Annotated in this window: 21 protein-coding genes, 1 pseudogene and 1 riboswitch; of the genes and pseudogenes, 21 read left to right on the top strand and 1 reads right to left on the bottom strand. The window is 39.1% G+C overall.

The window, feature by feature from the left end; translation table 11 throughout:
* The first annotated feature begins 82 nt into the window (after positions 1–82).
* Positions 83–191: riboswitch (SAM riboswitch) on the top strand.
* 156 nt (positions 192–347) lie between these two features.
* The 21 genes from OTG27_RS22835 (at position 348) to OTG27_RS22740 (ending at position 20,707) form a co-directional block, all read left to right on the top strand.
* Positions 348–491 carry a YezD family protein gene (locus tag OTG27_RS22835; RefSeq protein ID WP_082609336.1) on the top strand — a complete coding sequence of 48 codons (144 nt, stop codon included), beginning with the start codon at positions 348–350 and terminating at the stop codon, positions 489–491.
* Between the two features lie 169 nt (positions 492–660).
* Positions 661–1,377 (top strand): phosphoadenylyl-sulfate reductase, encoded by a 717-nt coding sequence (locus OTG27_RS22830; RefSeq protein WP_057277554.1) that lies wholly within the window; start codon positions 661–663, stop codon positions 1,375–1,377.
* Between the two features lie 52 nt (positions 1,378–1,429).
* Entirely contained in the window at positions 1,430–2,578 is a 1,149-nt protein-coding gene (gene sat / locus OTG27_RS22825; protein WP_268938235.1) for a sulfate adenylyltransferase, read from the top strand.
* Between the two features lie 43 nt (positions 2,579–2,621).
* Entirely contained in the window at positions 2,622–3,221 is a 600-nt protein-coding gene (gene cysC / locus OTG27_RS22820) for an adenylyl-sulfate kinase (RefSeq protein WP_048680807.1), read from the top strand.
* Between the two features lie 16 nt (positions 3,222–3,237).
* On the top strand, positions 3,238–4,863 hold the full coding sequence (locus OTG27_RS22815; RefSeq protein WP_034306938.1) for a nitrite/sulfite reductase: 1,626 nt from the start codon (positions 3,238–3,240) through the stop codon (positions 4,861–4,863).
* Between the two features lie 20 nt (positions 4,864–4,883).
* Positions 4,884–5,099, top strand: coding sequence for a DUF3906 family protein (locus OTG27_RS22810; protein ID WP_268938234.1), 216 nt, complete (start codon positions 4,884–4,886; stop codon positions 5,097–5,099).
* Between the two features lie 19 nt (positions 5,100–5,118).
* The gene (cobA, locus tag OTG27_RS22805; RefSeq protein ID WP_057277558.1) at positions 5,119–5,895 is read left to right on the top strand and encodes a uroporphyrinogen-III C-methyltransferase; all 777 of its coding nucleotides are present in this window, start codon (positions 5,119–5,121) and stop codon (positions 5,893–5,895) included.
* Positions 5,895–6,656 (top strand): sirohydrochlorin chelatase, encoded by a 762-nt coding sequence (locus OTG27_RS22800; protein WP_268938233.1) that lies wholly within the window; start codon positions 5,895–5,897, stop codon positions 6,654–6,656. Before cobA ends, OTG27_RS22800 begins: the two co-directional genes overlap by 1 nt.
* A complete protein-coding gene (locus OTG27_RS22795; RefSeq protein ID WP_095679687.1) occupies positions 6,637–7,269 on the top strand; it encodes an NAD(P)-binding protein in 633 nt (210 codons plus the stop codon). The genes OTG27_RS22800 and OTG27_RS22795 overlap by 20 nt, the downstream gene beginning before the upstream one ends.
* A gap of 152 nt (positions 7,270–7,421) precedes the next feature.
* On the top strand, positions 7,422–8,321 hold the full coding sequence (locus OTG27_RS22790; RefSeq protein WP_098864581.1) for a sulfite exporter TauE/SafE family protein: 900 nt from the start codon (positions 7,422–7,424) through the stop codon (positions 8,319–8,321).
* 944 nt (positions 8,322–9,265) lie between these two features.
* Positions 9,266–9,784, top strand: coding sequence for a mismatch-specific DNA-glycosylase (locus tag OTG27_RS22785; RefSeq protein WP_268938232.1), 519 nt, complete (start codon positions 9,266–9,268; stop codon positions 9,782–9,784).
* 131 nt (positions 9,785–9,915) lie between these two features.
* Complete coding sequence (locus OTG27_RS26795) at positions 9,916–10,083, top strand: AzlD domain-containing protein (RefSeq protein WP_374941284.1); 168 nt, start codon at positions 9,916–9,918, stop codon at positions 10,081–10,083.
* 448 nt (positions 10,084–10,531) lie between these two features.
* Positions 10,532–11,545, top strand: coding sequence for a glycoside hydrolase family 15 protein (locus OTG27_RS22780; protein ID WP_098936436.1), 1,014 nt, complete (start codon positions 10,532–10,534; stop codon positions 11,543–11,545).
* 246 nt (positions 11,546–11,791) lie between these two features.
* Entirely contained in the window at positions 11,792–13,732 is a 1,941-nt protein-coding gene (gene glgB, locus OTG27_RS22775; protein ID WP_241636245.1) for a 1,4-alpha-glucan branching protein GlgB, read from the top strand.
* Positions 13,732–14,898 (top strand): glucose-1-phosphate adenylyltransferase, encoded by a 1,167-nt coding sequence (locus tag OTG27_RS22770; RefSeq protein ID WP_034306925.1) that lies wholly within the window; start codon positions 13,732–13,734, stop codon positions 14,896–14,898. Before glgB ends, OTG27_RS22770 begins: the two co-directional genes overlap by 1 nt.
* 17 nt (positions 14,899–14,915) lie before the next feature.
* On the top strand, positions 14,916–16,022 hold the full coding sequence (gene glgD, locus OTG27_RS22765) for a glucose-1-phosphate adenylyltransferase subunit GlgD (protein WP_057277565.1): 1,107 nt from the start codon (positions 14,916–14,918) through the stop codon (positions 16,020–16,022).
* A 23-nt stretch (positions 16,023–16,045) separates the two neighbouring features.
* Positions 16,046–17,482 carry a glycogen synthase GlgA gene (glgA, locus tag OTG27_RS22760; protein WP_268938231.1) on the top strand — a complete coding sequence of 479 codons (1,437 nt, stop codon included), beginning with the start codon at positions 16,046–16,048 and terminating at the stop codon, positions 17,480–17,482.
* 126 nt (positions 17,483–17,608) lie between these two features.
* The gene (gene cls / locus OTG27_RS22755) at positions 17,609–19,114 is read left to right on the top strand and encodes a cardiolipin synthase (RefSeq protein WP_268938230.1); all 1,506 of its coding nucleotides are present in this window, start codon (positions 17,609–17,611) and stop codon (positions 19,112–19,114) included.
* Positions 19,115–19,188: 74 nt separating this feature from the next.
* The gene (locus OTG27_RS22750; protein ID WP_268938229.1) at positions 19,189–19,944 is read left to right on the top strand and encodes an exodeoxyribonuclease III; all 756 of its coding nucleotides are present in this window, start codon (positions 19,189–19,191) and stop codon (positions 19,942–19,944) included.
* A gap of 63 nt (positions 19,945–20,007) precedes the next feature.
* Complete coding sequence (locus tag OTG27_RS22745; protein ID WP_034306917.1) at positions 20,008–20,412, top strand: hypothetical protein; 405 nt, start codon at positions 20,008–20,010, stop codon at positions 20,410–20,412.
* 16 nt (positions 20,413–20,428) lie between these two features.
* Positions 20,429–20,707 carry an HNH endonuclease gene (locus OTG27_RS22740; protein WP_268938228.1) on the top strand — a complete coding sequence of 93 codons (279 nt, stop codon included), beginning with the start codon at positions 20,429–20,431 and terminating at the stop codon, positions 20,705–20,707.
* A gap of 18 nt (positions 20,708–20,725) precedes the next feature.
* On the opposite strand, the pseudogene OTG27_RS26850 reads toward OTG27_RS22740, so the two are convergent.
* Positions 20,726–21,612 (bottom strand): annotated as a pseudogene (locus tag OTG27_RS26850) (transposase); the annotation flags it as partial.
* Between the last annotated feature and the right edge of the window lie 301 nt (positions 21,613–21,913).

Raw genomic sequence — 21,913 nt, 5'->3', positions numbered from 1 at the left:
CATCCATAATATTAAACCAAGTTATTTTATAAGAAAACTCCATTGACAAGGATTAAATATATGTTAATATTTAAAATAATAAAACTTATCCAGAGCGACGGAGGGAATTGGCCCTTTGAAGTCCGGCAACCTGCATGATGGATGCAAGGTGCTAACTCCAACAAAATGTTGATCATTTTGGAAGATAAGGTAAAGATATTTACCTTGCGATCTTTCCATCATGGAAAGATTTTTGTTTTTTGTGAAAATTTTAGGCAGACCATAACAATGTAAGGTTGTATGGAATTATATAAATCAAAAAAATTTAAAATAAAATATTCGCGGGTTTTCTTAAAGGAGGAACTGGTTTGAATAAAGAGAATCAGCTTGAAGAAATTTTTGAACGACTTCAAGAAATGCTTAATTCAATGAAATATGGATCCATTACACTTATTGTCCAGGATGGTAAAATCATTCAAATGGAGAGAAATGAAAAACTAAGAATTAAATAAGGTATCTGCTGACTAGAAAAACTAGAGGCGGGTTTAACTGATATAAAGAGAGTATTGGTTAGATTCGTCTCTTTTTCCTAGATTCAAATAACCCGGGGAAGATTACAACGGGAATTGATCAACAGTTACTCTAACCTGATACAGCAAGTTTTTAGAGGGGGCTACAAAGTTGGCTGCATTAATAAACTATGAAAATTTCAATACAGGGGACTTCCCTGTATTTCCTGAAGACACTGAGACAAAAGGTGCTTTGGAAGTTCTGCAATGGGCGAATGACCATTATGGAGACAAACTGATTTATGCTTGCAGTTTTGGTATTGAAGGCATCGTGCTTACGGATTTATTGGCGAAGGTCAATCCTTCGGCAAAAATAGTTTTCCTTGATACAGATGTTCATTTTGAGGAAACTTACCAATTGATCGAGGAAGTGAAGAAGCGATATCCGAAGCTTTTGATCGAAATGAAGAAACCTGACTTGACGCTTGAGGAACAAGCGGCGGAATATGGCGATGAATTATGGCTTAGTGATTCCAATAAGTGCTGTAACATCCGTAAAATCGTTCCGCTTACAGATGTGCTTTCATCGGCAACAGCCTGGCTTTCGGGACTGCGGAGGGAGCAATCCGAAACAAGGGCTAAGACCGAGTATATCAATAAGGATAATAAGTTCAAATCAGTTAAAATATGCCCGCTCATACATTGGACATGGAAAGATGTTTGGCGTTATGCCCACAAAAATGGACTTCCATATAATGTCCTGCATGATAATGGATATCCGAGCATTGGATGTAAAACGTGTACTGCACCTGCCTTCAATGCAGATGATTTACGCTCAGGCCGTTGGCAAGGGGCTCAAAAAACGGAATGCGGATTGCATTTATCTTAAATAAATAGAAATTATAGGCTTAAATAAATAGAAACCATAGGGGGAAATTAGCATGACAATCAGTTTACCGCACGGAGGAACATTAATCGATCTTTGGGAACCAAAATATGATCTTAGTAAAATAACGAAGTCAATCGAAATCGATGAAATTGCTTTAAGCGATCTTGAATTGATAGGGACTGGTGCCTACAGCCCGATTAAAGGATTTTTTACAAAAAGTGATTATGAGACAGTGGTAAAGGATATGAGGCTTAGCAGCGGACATGTATGGAGCATCCCGATTACGCTGCCTTTGACCGAAGAAACTGCAGGAAACCTTACTATAGGTGAAGAAGTAACATTAACCCATGATGGTGAAACATACGGGGTTCTCTCCGTTTCTGATATTTACACTCCAGATAAGCAATTGGAAGCGACATTGGTATATCAAACAGATGATGAGAAGCATCCTGGAGTGAAAAATTTATATAACCGCGGGGATGTATATGTCGGCGGGGAAATAAAGTTGATCAAGAGAATAGAGCGTCCGCTATTTCAAGCTCATTATTTGGACCCAGTCGAGACAAGGAAGGCTTTCGCTGAAAAAGGATGGGAAACGGTTGTCGGTTTCCAAACGCGGAACCCTGTTCACCGTGCACATGAATATATTCAAAAGACAGCATTGGAAATCGTCGACGGCTTATTCTTAAATCCTCTCGTCGGTGCCACTAAATCAGATGACATTCCGGCAGATGTAAGAATGGAAAGCTATAAAGTGCTGCTTGACAAATATTATCCTAAGCATCGCGTCTCCCTTGCAGTTTTCCCTGCTGCCATGCGTTATGCAGGACCTAGAGAAGCCATTTTCCATGCGATGGTCCGTAAAAATTATGGTTGCACCCATTTTATCGTCGGACGTGATCATGCGGGTGTGGGCGATTATTATGGCACATACGATGCTCAAAAAATCTTCGGGAACTTTAACGCAGATGAGTTAGGAATTACGCTATTATTCTTTGAACATAGTTTTTACTGTAAAGCATGTGGCAATATGGCTTCCGCTAAAACTTGTCCGCATGGCAAGGAAGACCATGTCATACTGTCTGGAACGAAGGTAAGGGAAATGTTGCGTAATGGAGAAATTCCTCCAGCTACCTTTAGCCGTAAGGAAGTCATCGAGGTATTGATAGAAGGTCTAAAAAAAAATGAAGTTTATAACTGATTGGACATAAATGGAAGGGCCACATGAAGAGGGGGATTATCAAATGAGTAAAAGTACGAATGTCACATGGCATGAGACGTCATTGACCAAGGAGCACCGACGGAAGCAGAACGGGCATGAAAGCACGGTTCTATGGTTTACAGGACTATCGGGTTCCGGAAAATCAACGATTGCAAACGCGGTCGCTAAAGAGTTATACAATCGGAATATTCGAAGTTATGTTTTGGATGGTGATAATATCCGCCATGGCTTAAATAAAGATTTAGGTTTTTCTGAAGAAGATAGAACCGAGAATATTAGGCGGATCGGTGAGGTTTCCAAGTTATTCGTGGATAGTGGGCAGTTCGTATTGACCGCTTTCATATCACCTTTCAGGGCAGATCGGCAGATTGTACGTGATTTACTCGAAGAAGGGGAGTTTATTGAAGTATACATAAAGTGTCCGATCGAAGAGTGCGAAGTGCGTGATCCAAAAGGGCTTTATGACAAGGCCCGTAAAGGCATCATTAAAGATTTTACCGGAATCGACTCTCCATACGAAGAACCTGAACAACCGGAAATCATTTTAGAATCCGACCAATACAGCATTGAAGAGTGCGTTGAACAGGTAATCGGTTATTTAACAGCAAAGAAAGCGATTTAATCAAGGAGGAAATGTAATGGTTTACGAGAAATTTTGGTCGGAAAATCCACTAATCGCTAAAAATAAAACGGAAATCTGGAAATTGGAAAAAGACGGCTTGAAGATATTTGATGATATTCCACATTACGCAGCAAATGGGTTTGATTCCATCCCTAAAGAGAAATGGGATATGTTCAAGTGGGCAGGTTTATATCTGCAACGGCCAAAAGAAGCTGGTTATTGGATGATGCGAGTCGTTATTCCCGGAGGTATCCTGACTTATGATCAACAAATAACTCTAGCTAACATCGCTAAAGATTACGGGAGGGACGTATATGACATTACAACCCGTCAAGCCATTCAATTCCATTGGCTGACCATCGAACAGGTCCCGGATATATTGAATCGTTTAGAAAAGGTTGGAATGACTACGGCTGGAGCTTGTGGTGATATAACCCGTAATATCATCGGTAATGCATTGGCAGGCATCGATCCTGATGAACTTTTTGATACACGCGAGGTACTTTATGATGTATTTGAGTATTTCCGCCTTAACGAAGACTATTCGAACCTTCCGAGGAAATATAAAATGTCCATAAGTGCCAATATCCATAATGCTTCAAATGCTGAAATCAACTGTGTTTCATTCAATCCAGCAACTAAAGTAATTGATGGAGTAACGGAAGTCGGTTTTCACGTAAAAGTAGGGGGTGGGCTTTCCTCCGTTCCGATGCTGGCAGAAGAACTTGACTTATTCATTTTACCTGAAAAAACTGTGGAAGTGGCTGCCGCCATCACGACGATATTCCGTGACTTTGGGTACCGTGAAAAGCGTCATCGCTCACGTTTAAAATTCCTTGTCGCTGACTGGGGTCCTGAACAATTCAAGGAAAAATTGCTGGAATACACCGGTCCGCTTCCTGAAAAGGGAGAAAGTGCGGTGAAGGGATGGAATGCAGGGTATTTCTACGGCATCCATAAACAAAAGCAAGATGGTTTGAACTATGTTGGCGTCAATATACCAGTTGGTCGTCTAAACCCAGACGAAGTGATCGAGTTTGCCGAACTTGCAAAAAAATATGGAAATGGTGAAATCCGCAACTGTAATTCTCAAAATCTAATCATTCCTAATGTGCCGGATGCAAAACTTGAGGAATTAAAGCAGGAATCCATCTTCGAAAGATTTCCATATCAACCAAAGAAATTCATTGGGTACTCCGTTTCGTGTACAGGCATCGAGTATTGCAACCTGGCTCTAGTTGAAACGAAAAACCGAATGAGGACCATTTCTGAATCACTGGACAAGGAAATAGATCTCGATGTGCCTGTAAGGATGCATATGGTCGGCTGTCCGAATAATTGCGGTCAAAGAGCCATCGCCGAAATAGGGCTGCAAGGCATAAAAATGAAAAACCAGGATAAAAAGATGGTCGAGGCTTTTGAGATATACGTTGGAGGAACGCTGAATGAGGGCGGGAAGTTCAATGAAAAGCTTAAAGGAAAAGTGGAAGCTGAAAAGCTCCATCATGTTCTGAAAGAAATGATCCTATTTTTCAAAGAAACTAAACTTCTTTCCGAAACCTTTCTCGATTTTGTGGAAAGGGTAGGGGTAGACGAATTACAAAGTAAACTTGATGATATATTAGCGGAAGTGGCCGTTTAATTGGGGAAGGTAAGCATTCCATGAATCTATACCGTTTTGAAGTCACTATCAAGGAAAGACCAATTCATGTCATCATTGTTGCCGATTCAGATGAAAAGGCGTTTGATCTTGTTGATATCGAGCTGGAAAAGCATTATTTGAAAATGCCTGAAGTGGTTGACATCTCATTATATGAAAAAAGGAAAATTAAAAATGGAGCAGGTTTCGTTTTATCGGAATTCGAAACAATTCTCTAAGGGAAGGCAGGATGCAAAAATGGGGAAAGTATATCTAGTAGGAGCCGGTCCCGGAGATCCAGATTTAATTACATTAAAAGGATTAAAATGCATCCAAGAAGCTGATGTCATTTTATATGATCGACTTGTCAATAAAGAACTTTTGAATCATGCAAAAGACGGTGTCGAGCTGATTAATTGCGGTAAACTGCCGGATTATCATTTGTTGCAGCAGGATACAATCAATCGGTTCCTCGTTAAATATGCAAAAAAGGGAAAAATAGTCACCCGTTTGAAAGGCGGCGATCCATTCGTCTTTGGGAGAGGCGGTGAGGAAGCGGAAGCCCTTGCCAAAAGTGGCGTGAGCTTTGAAATCGTACCAGGAATTACAGCTGGAATCGCTGCTACAGCCTATGCAGGAATTCCCGTTACACATAGGGACCATGCTTCATCATTTGCAATTGTTACCGGTCATCGGAAAAAAGATGAAGAGGATAATATCAAGTGGGAATCCCTTGCAAAAGGAATCGATACATTAGCCATTTATATGGGTGTTAAAAACCTGCCATATATTCAAGGAAAACTTTTGGAACATGGAAAAAGCCCAGAGACTCCGGTAGCCCTTATTCATTGGGGTACATTAACAACGCAAAAAACAGCTGTCAGTACGTTGGCTAAAGTAGTGGAAACCGCCAATAACGAACAAATTTCGAATCCTTGCATGATCGTCGTGGGGGATGTCGTTAATTTACGGGAAAAAATCAAATGGTTTGAAGGAAAACAAACCGAAAATTTGTTGGCGAATGAGGCCTTTTAATGGAAGCCATTTTATATATTTGCCATGGCAGCCGTGTTAAAGAAGCTTCAGCCCAAGCCATTGATTTTATTAAAGTTTGTATGCAAGCACAGCCATATTCCATTCAAGAGTATTGCTTCTTGGAATTGGAAACTCCTACGATTGAAGATGCCTACGAACGATGCGTCCAAAAAGGTGCGACGAGCATATTGGCCATTCCAGTTCTATTGCTGACAGCTGTACATGCAAAACATGATATTCCAGTCATATTGAATAAAATGAAAGAACGGTACCCCGCTGTTGGCTTGAAATACGGAAGGCCGATTGGTGTCAGCGAGAAAATGGTTGACATTTTAGTGGAACGGTTGGAGGAAACAAATGTAAGTGTTACAGAGGATTCCTTGGTATTATTGGTTGGAAGGGGCAGCAGTGACCCCGACGTGAAAAGGGATTTATCTCGATTGGCCGTTTTGCTAAGGAACAGGTTTCCAAAAATCCGGGTGCAAGAGTGTTATTTGACAGCTGCCACACCAAGCTTTGGAGAAGCGTTGGAATTTGCGGTGGAATCTCGATCAAACCAAGTATTTATCATTCCTTACTTATTGTTTACAGGTCTCTTAATGCAGTCGATTGAAAATAGTATAAAAAAGATCCAAAAAAAGGGGAAGCAAAGAATCATACTTTGCCGATATTTAGGTTATCACCCAAAGATTGAACAAGCAATATCAGAACGAATTCATGAAGTGAGTGGGGAGGGAGCCTATGTATCCAATTACGCTTAATATCGAGAACAGAAAGTGTGTCATCATCGGCGGCGGTAAAATAGCTTACTTTAAAGCGGGCCCCTTATTGGAAGCTGGTGCTGAAGTTACCGTCGTAAGCCCCGAAATATGCACAGGTTTTCAAGTGTTGGAGAAAGAAGGTAAGATTCGGGTTTTACTTAAAGAAGTGGAAGAAACTGACTATAATGATGCATTTTTAATCATTGTTGCTACCAATTCTACTAAAGTAAATGAACGAGTTTACGAGAATGCATCCGAAAGTCAGTTGGTTAACGTAATCAGCAATCATGAGTTGGGAAATTTTCATATACCGGCCACATTGAATAGAGGCATGCTTTCCATAAGTGTTTCTACCAATGGAGCAAGTCCAACGCTCGCAAAAAAAATACGGAATGACCTAGGTAAAGTATATGATGAATCATATGAAGAATATCTTGAATTCCTTTTTGAAGCAAGAATGATTATAAAGAATGGGTCATTTTCAAAAGAAGAAAAATCTAAATTATTGAAAGATTCAATAGAGGATATTTATAAATATTCCTTAAAAGAAAGATATCGTTTTTTAGCTAGGCTTTTACCAGTAGAAGCTGAAGAAAATATATCATTGGGCTGATCAGAAAAACTGAAGGCACCTAACCAACATGTCATTTCATTTTGGTTAGGTGCCTCTTTGTGCCTTAAAGGAAATCTAAATGATGTATACAGGCAAACGGTACCATCGGGTCGATGATATAGGTTCTATTTTAGTGAAAAAAGGGGAATGTCATGAAAAAGTTAATCGTTTTGGCCTTTATCGGGTTTTTAGCCCAATTAATCGATGGTTCGCTTGGAATGGGGTATGGAGTGAGTTCCACTTCCTTATTGTTGACATTCGGGATTGCCCCTGCAGTAGCATCAGCATCCGTTCATTTATCGGAAGTAGTGACCACAGCAGTATCCGGAGCCTCACATATAAAGTTTGGGAACGTTGATAAAAATATGGTCTATCGCTTGATCATTCCAGGTTCTGTTGGTGCATTTGTAGGTGCATGTTTCCTGAGTAACCTGCCAGCCGAATTAGCAAAACCGTATATTGCCATATTTTTATTTGGTCTTGGTGTATACGTTTTATTCCGCTTTTTATTTATTTTTAAACCGTCAAAGGAAAATGAAACCGTAAAGCCATTGACAGCAAAACAATCCATTCCGTTAGGCCTTTTTGCAGGCTTTTGTGATGCAACAGGCGGAGGCGGTTGGGGACCCATTGCAACACCCGTTTTATTGTCAAAAAAAGGAATGACGGCAAGAAAGGCTGTAGGAACTGTAGATACGAGCGAATTTGCCATTGCTTTCTTTGGAAGTCTTGGCTTTATCATTTCTCTTGGATGGGAAGCTGTCAATTGGCTTTGGGTCGTAGCGTTGATAATTGGAGGAGTGGTTGCCGCACCAATTGCAGCCTGGCTCGTCAGGATGCTTCCTGCTCAATTAATGGGTGTTTTAGTGGGCGGTTTCATTATTTTAATCAATGTAAGAACATTATTAGCTGCATGGATTCCGATTGAAGCCCATATATACATCTATACTGGCATCGTGATAATATGGTTTTCTGGAATTCTCCTTACCATCAATAAAATGGCCAATGCGAGAAAAGATGATCATATCGAACACCGCCAGAATGTTTCCTGATTTCCGAGTTTGAAAGAAGCGAATGTACACAAGTTGCAAATTCCGATGCGTAAATAAACTCGTAGGTATGTATGTGCCTACGAGTAAATTCGTTTGCCAAATGGAATTGCGACTATAAAGTTGCTGCGGTTTTAATAAAGGATCTTGATCTTATTTAATAGATTCATTACCATTTTTAAGGGTTCCTAAAAATCGAGAGACTTATCACTCCAATGTATAAGAATTCATAGTACCCCTTACTAAAGTAAGCCATCGGAGAGATTTGAATGATTTTAGAACAGAAGCAGAATCAATAATTTATAGCTCCTACTGGTCAAATGAGTGATTTACACTTTCACATAATATAATAGGAGGAACTACTTCTTTTACTCTATCGAATTTAAATCCCTGCCTGTTTGGATATCGGCTTTTGATTGATGGAGGCTAATTCAGCGTCCAAAAATTCCCGTGATTTCACCAGAAATAACGGGTCTTTCGCTTGTCTTGGTTTCCCCAATAACCCTCCCCGTGCCTACAATTGGTCTTCAAATCACTACTAGTAAATGACTGGGCAAATTGAATGCACTCAGCCATATTCTTAATGTCCTTTAGCTTTCTGTCATTTCCGACGATGAGTACATGAAAAAAAATCGCGGATATCCTTTAATTTAAATCCCTGCAAGCTTTGAAAAGCATGCAGGTTTTTGCATTATGCCGGGACATCGGAAAAACCGGTTTATTCCTTGGAAAAAAATCTTTACCTCCACTATGGTATCCTATTCATATCTAATGTCTGGCAGTGTGTCCAGTGAAGGCGAACATAATGTTTTAGGAGCAATAGGTCTTCTAAATACAATTTGTCAGGTATGCACCCATACTATGGAGCCGTCACCGTTCAAAAGGTAGTTAAATATTTTTCAGTTTTGTACAATGATTAAATAGCAAATTTGAAAAGGAGTTTTAATATGGAAGGCATCTCTGATCATTTAAAGGGAAATTTGGATATTTTGTTCGTAGGTTTCAATCCAAGCATTCGTTCAGGTGAGACTGGTCATCATTATGCGAATCCAAATAATCGCTTTTGGAAAATCCTCTTCGAATCCGGGCTGACACCAAGGAAATATGAACCGACTGAAGACTCGTCATTGCTGGATTTAGGTTATGGTTTTACCAATATCGTTTCCAGGCCTACAAAAGGAGCGGACGATATCACTAAAGAAGAGTACATCAAAGGAAGGAAACAATTAAAAAGGAAAATAGAAAAGTATAAACCTAAACTTGTCTGTTTTGTAGGAAAGGGTGTCTATCAGGAATATCGTCAATTACGAAAAATCTCATGGGGGCTGCAAGAAGAAACCACATCCAATGAGACCATGGAATTCGTTGCCCCTTCTTCCAGCGGTTTAGTTAGAATGCCGATAAATGAGATCATCGAAATATATAGTGAGTTGCCCATTCTGCTTCGCCAGCTGAAAAGCAATTGAAGAAACTTATTAAAACAACGGTGAAATTATATGAGTCAGGATAATGCTAAAATGGAAAAGCGTGGCTTTTCTGAGGTCAAAGATGGTGAATTTTTTGTATATCAATTTTATGGGATACCTAAGTATCGGTCTTGCTAACAGGCTCGTCGATAGGGACTTTCATACCTAGAATCGATCTTTTGGCGTTGCTTAGTAATATGCAGATTCCTGAATGGTGCATCGATTGGCTAAAGCATGAGCAAGTAGCCTTAATGGCGGCGCTTTTTGCATATAGAACAGGTCTTTTCACTTTAGGATAATGGGTTGGATTTGGCCGAATCTTTTTACAGCTTTCCTGGCTGCCGTTTTTACGAGAAGACGATTGGCTACGGTTATGATTGGCTTGCTTTCCTTGATGAAATTACTAAATTTCTTTTAATGATTACTAAACATTTTAATGATAGGCCGATATAACCAGTAATGGATTGCCATTACTGGGTTTTTATTTCCCAAGAACATATTTCATAAACCGCACCTTTTTGAGTTCGTTCATTACGGTTAGGCAAATGACGCTTTTTAATGAACATTGGAAGCTTGATTATCAAAATGGCCAGTGATTACATAAACTAGGGTGAATGTACTTCTGAATGGTCGTTTTGGTTAGCAGAAATGAAAGCGCTTCTAATTGAAAATGAAACAACCAACGTTTAGAAAACGGGAGTCTGTCTACAATGGGAATAAGCAAATAACTATGGAGGTGTTCAATTGATGAATGTTAATGGTGCCCTAGAGGTTCTTGATCGCATGCGGCTTCCTAATGGTGCATATACTGCAAGCGTTTCCGATGATTATAATTATGTCTGGATAAGGGATGTCGTTTATACAGTAATACCTTTTATAAATGATCCGTCCAATCGTTACGAAAAAGCATATCATGCTTTATTCGACTTATTTCAAACCTATGAGTGGAAGATAGATATTCATACGGTGCAAAAACCCCAGTTTCTATTTGAACATATCCATGCAAGGTATTCCACTGAGCTAAAAGAACTGCCCGATGAGTGGGGGCATGCCCAAAATGATGCGGTAGGTGCCTTTTTATGGGGTGTCGGTGAAGGATATAGGCATGGTAAAAAGGTGATAAGAAACCAACGTGATTTAGAAATTGTCCAAAAGCTGGTCAATTACTTGGAATGCCTGCAATATTGGCAGTCGGAAGATAACGGGATGTGGGAAGAAAATATAGAAATCCACGCTTCAAGCATAGGTGCATGTGTTGCTGGATTGAATTCAGTTAAAATGCTGGTAAACGTCAAGGAAGAACTGATTAAAAAGGGAGAAGAAACACTTCGTTTCCTGCTTCCAAGGGAAAGTTATTCAAAAGAGACGGATTTAGCCCTTTTATCGTTGATATATCCGTATCGGCTGGTAGACCGTGAAGTAGCACTTGAAATATTGAAGAATGTCACAGAAAGACTAGAAAGAACAAATGGTTGCATTAGATATGAGAAGGACCTTTATTATAATGACGGTCAAGAAGCGGAATGGTGTTTCGGGCTTCCATGGTTGGGCTTATGCTACCTTGAACTCGGCATGATGAACAAAGTTAATGAATATATAGATAAAACAAAAATGATCATTCCGGAAAATTGGGAAGTTCCTGAGTTATATATTGGAGGCAGTAATTTACCAAACGGGAATACTCCTTTGGCATGGTCAGTCTCATTATCCTATTTATTCTTGACGAAGACTTCCATGATTCGAAATGAACAAATAACATGAAGCATTCATACTGGATACCTTAAAGCTCTTCCTAAAAAAAGGGAAGAGTTTTTCTTGGTATAATATTTTTTTTACAATAAATGTCTTTTTTCTTTAAAAAAGTGTTTAGATTTACAAAAAAACGGCTATTTATAACAATAACTTCACCTCCATTTGAAGGATTAATATCATTTTCATCGAATATATATAATAACTGGGGAAGGATGGGTAAAATACTATCGAGTTAATACTGATGGAGGGGTTTTATTGAGTACAATTATTGACCAGCTACAAGAGATTTATCCAAGCGATTTCGATTTGTATTTGTTTCATGAAGGCACCCTTTATGAAAGCTATAAAATGCTTGGTGCACACATTGTGACAACATTAGGTAATGAAGGAGTACGCTTCACCGTTTGGGCCCCCCATGCCAAGCAAGTTTCAGTAGTCGGTAATTTTAATAATTGGGACGGAAAAGATCATGCGATGAAACGGATCGAGCGTTCAGGTATCTGGGTGTTGTTCGTACCAGGATTACAAGAAGGGGAAATCTATAAATATGAAATACATACACCCGGAAATAAACGTATCCTAAAAGCCGATCCATATGCCTTTTATTCTGAGGTCAGACCAAATACTGCTTCGGTCATTAAAAGGCTGGATAATTTTGAATGGCAAGATTCGAAGTGGATAGCCGATAGGAAAAAGGAAAATATTTATCAAAAACCCATGTCCATTTATGAAGTGCACCCAGGAACATGGAAACAGAAAGAAGATGGTGAATTTTATTCGTACCGTGAATTGGCTGATAGATTAGTTGAATATGTGATTGATAATAGTTTTACACATATTGAAATCATGGCCATAATGGAACACCCTTTTGATAAATCGTGGGGTTACCAGGTCACAGGTTATTATTCCGTAAACAGTCGGTACGGTTCACCGGAAGATTTTAAATATTTAATTAACCTTTGCCACCAAAAGGGCATAGGTGTAATCCTTGACTGGGTTCCCGCCCATTTTTGTAAAGACGCGCATGGACTTTCCCGTTTTGATGGTACGCCTCTCTATGAACCAATTGATTACACGAGAGCAGATCGCCCGTTATGGGGGACATACAACTTTGATTTTACTAAACCAGAAGTAATAAGTTTCCTTATATCAAATGTAATGTTTTGGATGGATGTATACCATATTGATGGGGTCCGTGTCGATGCGGTATCGTCAATGGTTTACTTGAATCATGATAATCCATTGCCGGTCAAGCTGAAAAACCAGTTTGGCGGTGAGGAAAACCTTGAAGCCATACAATTTTTACAAAAACTTAACGAAGTGGTTTTTAAGAAATATCCCAATGCATTAATGATGGCTGAAGAAGCGACAGACCGGCCACTAATAACTTCACCTACCGATATAGGCGGCCTGGGCTTTAATTACAAATGGAATATGGGATGGACTAACGATATCCTTCGTTATATGAAACTTGAAACAAATGAAAGGCCATATCATCATAACCTCTTAACATTTTCATTTTTCTATGCTTTTTCAGAAAATTTCGTCTTGCCCTTTTCACATGATGAAGTGGTTCATGGCAAGAAGTCATTATTGAATAAAATGCCAGGTGACTATTGGCAGAAGTTTGCAAATTTACGGTTACTTTTTGGGTATTTCATGACGCATCCTGGGAAGAAGCTTCTATTTATGGGAGGAGAATTTGGCCAATTCATAGAATGGAAAGATGAGGAACAATTGGATTGGCTGCTTTTGGAATATGAATCCCACGAAAAGATGGCATATTACTTCCGTACCCTTCAGGACTTTTACAGCCAAACTTCCTCCCTTTGGAGACTGGATCATGTCCAGGAAGGTTTTGAATGGATCGATCCGAACAATAGTGAACAAAGTATCATTACTTTTATGAGAAAAGGTAAACGCAAAGGCGATTATTGCATTGTTGTCTGTAATTTTTCTGCACAGGCTCATGCTCACTATCAAATAGGTGTACCATCGCAAGGCAAATATATTGAAGTTTTCAGCAGTGATTCAGCAGCTTTCGGAGGATCGGGTCAGATCAATGAAGAACCCATTAATGTCAAAAAGATACCATACCATAATCAACCATACAGCATGGAAATAACTGTACCTCCATTAGGCATTTCTATTTTTATGAAGCAAACAAAAAAAAGACGGGGGAGAGTGACCGAATAATGGGAGCGAAAAAATGGATAGCAATGTTATTGGCAGGAGGCCAGGGTTCAAGGTTAGGCGAATTGACAATTGGTTTGGCAAAACCAGCTGTTCCCTTTGGCGGTAAATATAGAATCATCGATTTTCCATTAAGTAACTGCACTCATTCTGGTATAGATACGGTTGGGGTACTGACCCAATACCAGCCATTGATTCTAAATGATTATGTTGGTAATGGCAAAGCTTGGGACCTTGATTTGGATGTTGGCGGAGTTTCCGTACTTCCCCCTTATCAAGGGAAAGAAGGCGGTGAATGGTATAAAGGGACGGCAAATGCTGTTTATCAAAATATCCAATACATTGATAACTATGATCCGGAACATGTACTGATTCTCTCTGGTGACCATATTTATAAGATGGACTACAGTAAGATGCTGGATTATCACATTGAAAAAAATGCAGAGGCAACAATAGCGGTCATTCAAGTGCCGTGGCAGGAAGCAAGTCGTTTCGGAATCATGAATACCAATGATGATGATAAAGTCACACAATTTGACGAAAAACCAAAATACCCAAAAAGTAATCTTGCTTCCATGGGAGTTTACCTTTTCAATTGGAAAACCCTAAGACGGTATTTAATCAATGATGAAAAAGACGAAAATTCTTCCAACGATTTTGGCAGCAACATCATTCCAAAAATGCTTGAAGATCGAAAAAAGCTATATGCCTACCGTTTTAATGATTATTGGAAAGATGTTGGGACGGTCGAAAGCCTTTGGCAGGCACATATGGACTTATTGGAGGATACGCCAAATTTCCAGTTGAATGATCAGCAATGGAAAATTTTTGCCCGCAATGCAAATCATCCACCGCAATATATATCACCGGATGCCGAGGTCAGTCAGTCGCTTATCAATGAAGGATGCATGATACATGGGAACATTGAACACTCGGTTTTATCCTATAATGTACAGGTGGGCTATGGTTCAACCATAAAAGATTCAGTCATCATGCCTAATGTCACGATTGGTGAAAACGTTCATATAGAAAGAAGCATCATAGCTAGTAATTGTGTTATAGAAGATGGTGCCGTAGTTGGCAATTCAGCGGTGACATCCGATATTACCTTAATTGGTGAAAATCAGACCATTATCAATCCAAACAAAAAAAAGATCACTCTTAACTAGAAAAAGGGGAAGATGCTATGGAAAATGTGTTGGGTATTATAAACTTAATCAATGAAAGACAACATTTAAAAGATCTGACTGCTCACCGTAATGTAGCATCTGTGCCATTTGGTGGACGCTACCGTTTGATTGACTTTACTATGTCGAATCTCATTAATGCAGATGTTTCAAAAGTAGCCGTTTTCCCAAAAGAAAAGTATCTTTCAGTTATGGATCATCTTGGCTCAGGTAAAGAATGGAACTTGGATCGGCGTTCAGGAGGCTTATACATCTTGCCCCCTATCCATCCGGATGAAACGGTAACAGGCGATATGAAGCAATTTTATGATCATCTCAGCTTTTTCGAACGTGCAGAGGCAGATACTGTCATCATTTCCCCAGGAAGCCATGTATGCAAATTGGATTTTAATGAAGTGCTTGATTATCACAAAAAACATAAAGCGGATATCACGGTGGTATATAAGGATTATGTAGGGGAATTGATTGAAAAACCAATCTATCACACCTGCTCGGTAGATTCGGATGAAGACATAACTGACATTAGCTTTTATACAATCCCTAGACCTGGTGACCATGTTTGTCTAGAAACTTTCATCATAAGTAAATCGCTATTGGTGAATTTGATCAAAAGCTGTGTTGCCAGTGGGGAATATGACTTTTTGAAAGACGCTGTGAAAGCAAATCTTCATCGTTTTACCGTAAAAGGCTATAACTTTACAGGTGATATGCCATTCATCCATTCGATTGAAAGCTTTCATGCCAGTAATATGAATTTCCTGAACCCTTCGGTAATCCGTTCTTTCTTCGGGGATACTTGGGATGTTTATACGAAAATCAAACATGAGGCACCGACCAAATACTCAAGTTCTTCGAAGGTTACCAATTCATTGATAGCCAATGGTTGTGATATTGAAGGGATTGTCGAAAACAGTATACTCTTCCGTGGGGTAAAGGTGAAAAAGGGTGCGATAGTAAGAAATAGCATCATCATGCAAAAAGGCGTGATTGAAGAAGGAGCCATCGTTGAAAATATCATAACTGATAAAGAAGTGAGAGTTACTAGTGAAAAATCAGTCATTGGTTTAAAACAGCCTACTGTAATAAAAAAAGCGGAAGTAATTTAATAGAGGATAGAGGAGGTGCGGCAATGAATGTTGTATTTGCTGCTTCAGAATGCGCCCCTTTTATAAAAACGGGAGGGCTCGGAGACGTTATAGGCGCGCTCCCGAAAGCGCTGAAAAAACAGGGAGTCCATGTAAGTGTCATCCTACCTAAATACGGGGATCTTCCTAACCAATTCAAACAGGAATTGGAACATATGACGAGTATTGAAGTTCCTGTTGGCTGGCGCCAGCAATTTTGCGGCATCGAAAAACTTGTTGCTAACGGAATTACATATTATTTTCTGGATAATGAATATTATTTCAAAAGGCATGGTAGTTATGGTTTCTTCGATGATGGCGAAAGGTTCGCCTTCTTTTCCCGTGCCATTTTAGAGGCATTACCCTATTTGGAAGAAAAACCGGATGTTATACACTGCCATGATTGGCAAACGGGCCTTGTCAGCGTTTTAATGAAAGCCCATTATCATAACCATCCATTCTATCAAGATATTAAAACGATATTTACGATACATAATTTACGCTATCAAGGAGTTTATCCTAAAGTTGTATTAGCTGAATTACTCGATTTGAGTGAGTTATATTTTAATATCGATGGTCTTGAATTTCATGGGAATGTAAGTTATTTGAAAGCCGGCCTGGCTTTTTCTAACATAGTCACAACGGTAAGCCCAAGTTATGCGGAAGAAATTCAGATACCTTATTTCGGGGAAAATCTGGATGGTTTTTTACGTAAGAGAAAAGGTGAACTTAAAGGGATTATCAACGGAATCGATTATGAGGAATATAATCCTGCAGCAGATGAACATCTTGCTGTTCCATTTGATTCTTATGAGGGTAAGATGGAGAATAAACGTCAGCTACAGGAATCGCTGGGTCTTCCTGTCAATGATGACGTCCCGATTTTATCAATGGTAACGAGGCTTGTTGATCAAAAAGGAATAGATCTTGTTCTCCATGTTTTTCATGAAATGATGAACCAAGGAGTTCAATTCATTCTTTTAGGTACGGGTGAAGAGCAATATGAATCGGCATTTCGTCATTTAGCTGACCAATATCCAAATCAGGTTTCAGTCCATACATATTTTGATGAGGGGTTAGCAAGAAGGATATATGCAGGTTCTGATTTATTCCTGATGCCATCACAATTCGAACCATGTGGTATCGGCCAACTCTTGGCACTGCGTTATGGTACACTGCCTTTAGTGAGGGAAACTGGCGGACTTCGTGATACGGTCATACCGTATAACCAATTTACTGGTGAAGGCAATGGCTTCAGTTTTACGAATTATAATGCACACGATATGCTCCATACAATTGAGCAATCTGTTGGCCTGTACAAATTCCAGCCGAAAAGATGGAGGAAAATGGCCGAAAATGCAATGAAGTTAGACTTCAGTTGGACATCATCGTCATTAAAGTATATGGAGCTGTATGAAAGTTTGATTCCTGTCATGAAGTGATAACTGGATAGGTAATACACAAAGCACTTGCGAACATGGTTTTCGTAAGTGTTTTGTTTCTTTTACCATCAAATATGGGTATATGATATTTATATATAAAATATTGCTGTGTAGGAGAATGAAAAGATGAAAAGAAGAAGGATGGAAATTGTATTTTTATTTATATTAATTGCTTCAGTTTATATGATCCTGTTCACTTCAGTTAGCTTCGACGTGAAGCTATTTTTTATTGGATTATATATTTTGGTCATGTTTATCACCCTATTTTCACTAATGCTCGAAAATAGATTTGCCCACGAGACACTTTTATGGATGTATGTGCTTTTGTTTTTCCCGGTATTTGGATATGTATTTTATCTTTTCTCAGGTCAGCTCTATTTAAAGGGGTATTTATTCCGAAGTAAAAGGAAAAAAGATCGAGAAGAATGGAAGAGTCTTGTTACACAGGTATCCTCTCCAGATTTATCGTTCTTGAATGATCATCAGAAATCATTCGCAGCTTTTGCCAAAAATGCATCTGAGACCACCATTAGTACATCATCGAAAACGGAAGTATTGAAAAATGGCAACGAAACGTTTACAGAAATCATAAAACAATTAAGAAAAGCTGAGAAATTCATCCATATTGAATACTATATTTTTCGGTCCGACAGGCTTGGTACTGAAATTATAGATATCCTTATTGAAAAAGCAAAAAATGGTGTGGAGGTTTTATTCATTTTTGATGCGGCAGGAAGTTTAAGCCTCTCAAATAATGAGGTTAAACGGATGAAAAATGCAGGGGTTAAAGCCTATCCCTTTTCGCCATTGAAACACGGTTTTTTCAATCAAAAATTCAATTTTAGGAATCACCGCAAAATCATCATCATAGATGGGGAAGTTGGCTTTGTAGGAGGTTTAAACGTAGGAGAGGAATATTTAGGCCGAAATAAAAGCATTGGTTTTTGGAGAGATACACATATGATCCTTAAAGGTGAAGCGGTATATATGCTTCATACCGTTTTCCTTTTGGATTGGGAATATGTCAGCGGCGAAGATGTATTGCAAGGACGTCCAGAATTCAAGAATAAAGTGGTACAAGGGGATGGAGCTGTCCAGGTGGTAGCGAGCGGACCTGATACACAACAGGGGATCATGAGTGATTTTTACTATTCACTTATCACGAACGCCACAAAATCAATCTGGATTGCAAGTCCATACTTCGTACCAAATCAAGCGATTAAAGCAGCAATTAAACATGCCGCAATTAAGGGGATACAAGTTAGGGTTATGGTTCCGGCAGTAAATGATGGGTTTTTAACCCAATACGGCAGTCGCTCCTATTTCGGTGAGCTGCTTCAATTCGGCGTAGAGGTATACTCGTACAAAAAAGGTTTTCTACATCAGAAAATTATTATCGTAGATGGTGATATGGCTTCCATAGGAACGGCAAATATGGATATGAGGAGTTTCCACCTGAATTTTGAAGTGAATGTCTTTCTTATGGGCAGCCGTACCATTGAAGATCTCATCACTCATTACAAAGAGGATATGATGGATAGTGACAAACTAGATCCTATCGGGTATAACAATCGTGGTTTACTGGAACGTTCAAAAGAATCATTTGCCAGATTGTTTTCGAATGTACTCTAATGGGAAAAAAAGCAGATAAATAGTATAGTTGAAATGTAAAGAAATTAATTGCCATAAGGAGAATTTAAGATAATATGAAATTGGTTTCCTGGAATGTTAATGGAATTAGGGCTTGTGTTAAAAAAGGATTTTTAGATTACTTTAAAGACGTGGATGCAGATATTTTCTGCCTTCAAGAAACTAAGCTTCAAGAAGGGCAGATTTCACTTGAGTTGGAAGGGTACCATCAATATTGGAATTATGCACTGAAAAAAGGATATTCAGGCACAGCCATTTTCACGAAGGAAAAACCGCTTTCAGTGAAATATGGTGTAGGAGAGCTGGAAGAGGAGCCGGAAGGCAGGATCATAACACTGGAATTCGAGAGTTTTTATATGGTGAATGTTTATACCCCCAATGCAAAAAGGGATTTATCAAGATTGAATTACCGTCTCGAATGGGAAGATGAGATGATAAAATATCTTAAGGAACTGGACCTGGTGAAGCCGGTTATCTTTTGTGGTGACCTCAATGTCGCACACCAGGAAATCGACTTGAAAAACCCAAAACCCAATATTGGGAATTCCGGTTTTACAAATGAAGAACGTGGAAAGATGACTGAATTACTTGATTCAGGGTTTATCGATACATTTCGCCATTTTTATCCAGACCAGGAAGGCTCTTATACTTGGTGGTCATATATGGCAAAAGTCAGGGAGCGGAATATTGGGTGGAGAATCGATTATTTCATTGTTTCAAAACGTCTGGCGGATTCTTTAATAGAGGCAAACATTCACTGCGATGTCATGGGCAGCGATCATTGCCCGGTCGTTTTAGAAACAAACCTCTAAATGGAATAAATTCGGTTAAATGGGGATACTAATGGTTATCCATATTCAACAGGAGGTTTGATTATGAACACATTTATCGTGGGCTTTCATCAAGAAGATAATGTAGACAGCATGCAAGTGCAAAAATTGACGTCGGCTGAGTTTGAAAAAGCAACATCACGCGGATTTCGCAGATTATTTGAACTGGATACAAATATCGGTTATTTCGTATTTTTTGATGCTGAAGATGATGAGGGTGATTTATCCCATCTAGTTTTACAGTATGAAGAAGATAATCAGGATCCAAGTGATTGTTACTCCTTTACTAAAAATGATTTTTATGAGTTCATGGCACTTTATTTACAAGGGATGGATGAAGTGGAAGTGGAGGATGAAGAAGATGATGACAATGAAGAGTACGGACCAATCCATCATCTTGCCCATTTGATGTTTCATATTGTTGAAGAAGGAAAATCAGTAAAGCCATAATTGGCCGAGTAATGTAATGATAGGTACTTGTGAGCTTTGTGACAGGTATGAGATAGAACTGACCATCCATCATTTAACACCTAGAGAATTTGGCGGAAGCCATTTACCCATAGCCTATCTCTGTAAATCTTGCCACAAACAGATTCACGCACTGTATTCAAACCGAGAACTGGCCATCCGACTAAATACCGTGCTTTTGTTAAAAGATGATGAAGCATTAAAAAAATATTTAAAGTGGATTAAAAAACAACCGGTAACAAGGGCAGTGAAAATAAGAAAATCAAAAACGAAATAAAGCAAAAGGGGTTCGGAATTAAAAATTCCGAACCCCTTTCGCCTGCATCGACAATTTATTAAGTCCCCTTAAAGAAGTCCAACGGATACCATGCTTTTCTTTTGCATCTGCGAATACACGCTCAATCGTTTCTTTACGTTTCGCATATATAGGTTTTACATCTTGATGATGACGCATATGATCTGCTTCTTCCACATATGTATGCCAGATATGCCGAGTCACCACTTTTTGACCGTCTTTGCTTTCTGTTCACCGAGATAAAAATGAGCATGTTGCACAGATGTGTTTTGGGGATTTATGCTCGCGATAGCCCTATTTATTTGTTGTTGAGTACTTTAATAGCTCTCCCGAAGGGTAAAGGTAACAATCAATATATTCATCGACATAGTCCTGTTTGCGGAAGTTTGTCCGAGGATGTGTATAATGTAAAGCGGGTATGATTTCTCTCTTAAATAGGTAGCTTGTAATTCCATGGTTTTCACGATCTGGAATGATTTCTTCTTGAAGACGTTTTCTTTTCAAATTTCCGTTTATTCGCACTGGCTTTCACATGTGTGGAATCCACGAAAACGTGTTCAGCACTTATTAACTTTTTATTAGTAGCTGTCATTAAAATGCGATTGAAAATCTGTTCAAACAGGTTCTGTATCTTTAAAGCGTCGCTTATAATTTTTCCCGAACGTGGAGTAGGAGGTACTTTATCATGGAAACCATAACCTAAGAACCAATGGTAAGCCATATTTGTTTCAACTTCTTCAATCATTTTACGCATGGAACGAATACCGAAGGAATATTGAATGAAAGTCAGTTTAATTAAAATAACTGGATCAATAACTTGGGCGTCCTACTGATTACATATCTTTCACCAAGTCATAAATGAAAGTGAAGTCAATGGCAGCCTCTATTCAAGTGATCTCGCTGAATAGAATCATGTTTAGAAAGCATCCTCATTACCTCAGGTTCTAATACTTCTATTTTAAAACAAAAATGACTCTAGGCAAAAGTGTTCTATCTAAAAGTTAAAACAAAGTTGATTGGAACGGGTGTTCGAGACTCCTGCGGGAAAAGCGTGTCCAGGGGAGACCCCGCAGGCGAAAGCCGAGGAGGCTCCCGGACCGCCCGCGGAAAGCGAGTGCCTGGAGTGGAAAGCAACGTCCAAATTGTACAAGCCATAAAAAACTGTAGACAAACTCAACTTTCATCGAG

The sequence above is a fragment of the Peribacillus sp. AS_2 genome, from assembly GCF_026891895.1.
Lineage (GTDB): Bacteria > Bacillota > Bacilli > Bacillales > DSM-1321 > Peribacillus > Peribacillus frigoritolerans.
The sequence above is the reverse complement of the archived record's forward strand: the minus strand, read 5'-3'. Positions and strand labels throughout refer to the sequence as shown.

Bases quoted from the DNA above. Each gene is read 5' to 3' on its own strand.
- sat (WP_268938235.1), top strand. From the start codon at position 1,430: ATGACAATCAGTTTACCGCACGGAGGAACATTAATCGATCTTTGGGAA.
- cysC (WP_048680807.1), top strand. From the start codon at position 2,622: ATGAGTAAAAGTACGAATGTCACATGGCATGAGACGTCATTGACCAAG.
- OTG27_RS22815 (WP_034306938.1), top strand. From the start codon at position 3,238: ATGGTTTACGAGAAATTTTGGTCGGAAAATCCACTAATCGCTAAAAAT.
- OTG27_RS22810 (WP_268938234.1), top strand. From the start codon at position 4,884: ATGAATCTATACCGTTTTGAAGTCACTATCAAGGAAAGACCAATTCAT.
- cobA (WP_057277558.1), top strand. From the start codon at position 5,119: ATGGGGAAAGTATATCTAGTAGGAGCCGGTCCCGGAGATCCAGATTTA.
- OTG27_RS22800 (WP_268938233.1), top strand. From the start codon at position 5,895: ATGGAAGCCATTTTATATATTTGCCATGGCAGCCGTGTTAAAGAAGCT.
- OTG27_RS22795 (WP_095679687.1), top strand. From the start codon at position 6,637: ATGTATCCAATTACGCTTAATATCGAGAACAGAAAGTGTGTCATCATC.
- OTG27_RS22790 (WP_098864581.1), top strand. From the start codon at position 7,422: ATGAAAAAGTTAATCGTTTTGGCCTTTATCGGGTTTTTAGCCCAATTA.
- OTG27_RS22785 (WP_268938232.1), top strand. From the start codon at position 9,266: ATGGAAGGCATCTCTGATCATTTAAAGGGAAATTTGGATATTTTGTTC.
- OTG27_RS22780 (WP_098936436.1), top strand. From the start codon at position 10,532: ATGAATGTTAATGGTGCCCTAGAGGTTCTTGATCGCATGCGGCTTCCT.
- OTG27_RS22770 (WP_034306925.1), top strand. From the start codon at position 13,732: ATGGGAGCGAAAAAATGGATAGCAATGTTATTGGCAGGAGGCCAGGGT.
- glgD (WP_057277565.1), top strand. From the start codon at position 14,916: ATGGAAAATGTGTTGGGTATTATAAACTTAATCAATGAAAGACAACAT.
- glgA (WP_268938231.1), top strand. From the start codon at position 16,046: ATGAATGTTGTATTTGCTGCTTCAGAATGCGCCCCTTTTATAAAAACG.
- cls (WP_268938230.1), top strand. From the start codon at position 17,609: ATGAAAAGAAGAAGGATGGAAATTGTATTTTTATTTATATTAATTGCT.
- OTG27_RS22750 (WP_268938229.1), top strand. From the start codon at position 19,189: ATGAAATTGGTTTCCTGGAATGTTAATGGAATTAGGGCTTGTGTTAAA.
- OTG27_RS22745 (WP_034306917.1), top strand. From the start codon at position 20,008: ATGAACACATTTATCGTGGGCTTTCATCAAGAAGATAATGTAGACAGC.
- OTG27_RS22740 (WP_268938228.1), top strand. From the start codon at position 20,429: ATGATAGGTACTTGTGAGCTTTGTGACAGGTATGAGATAGAACTGACC.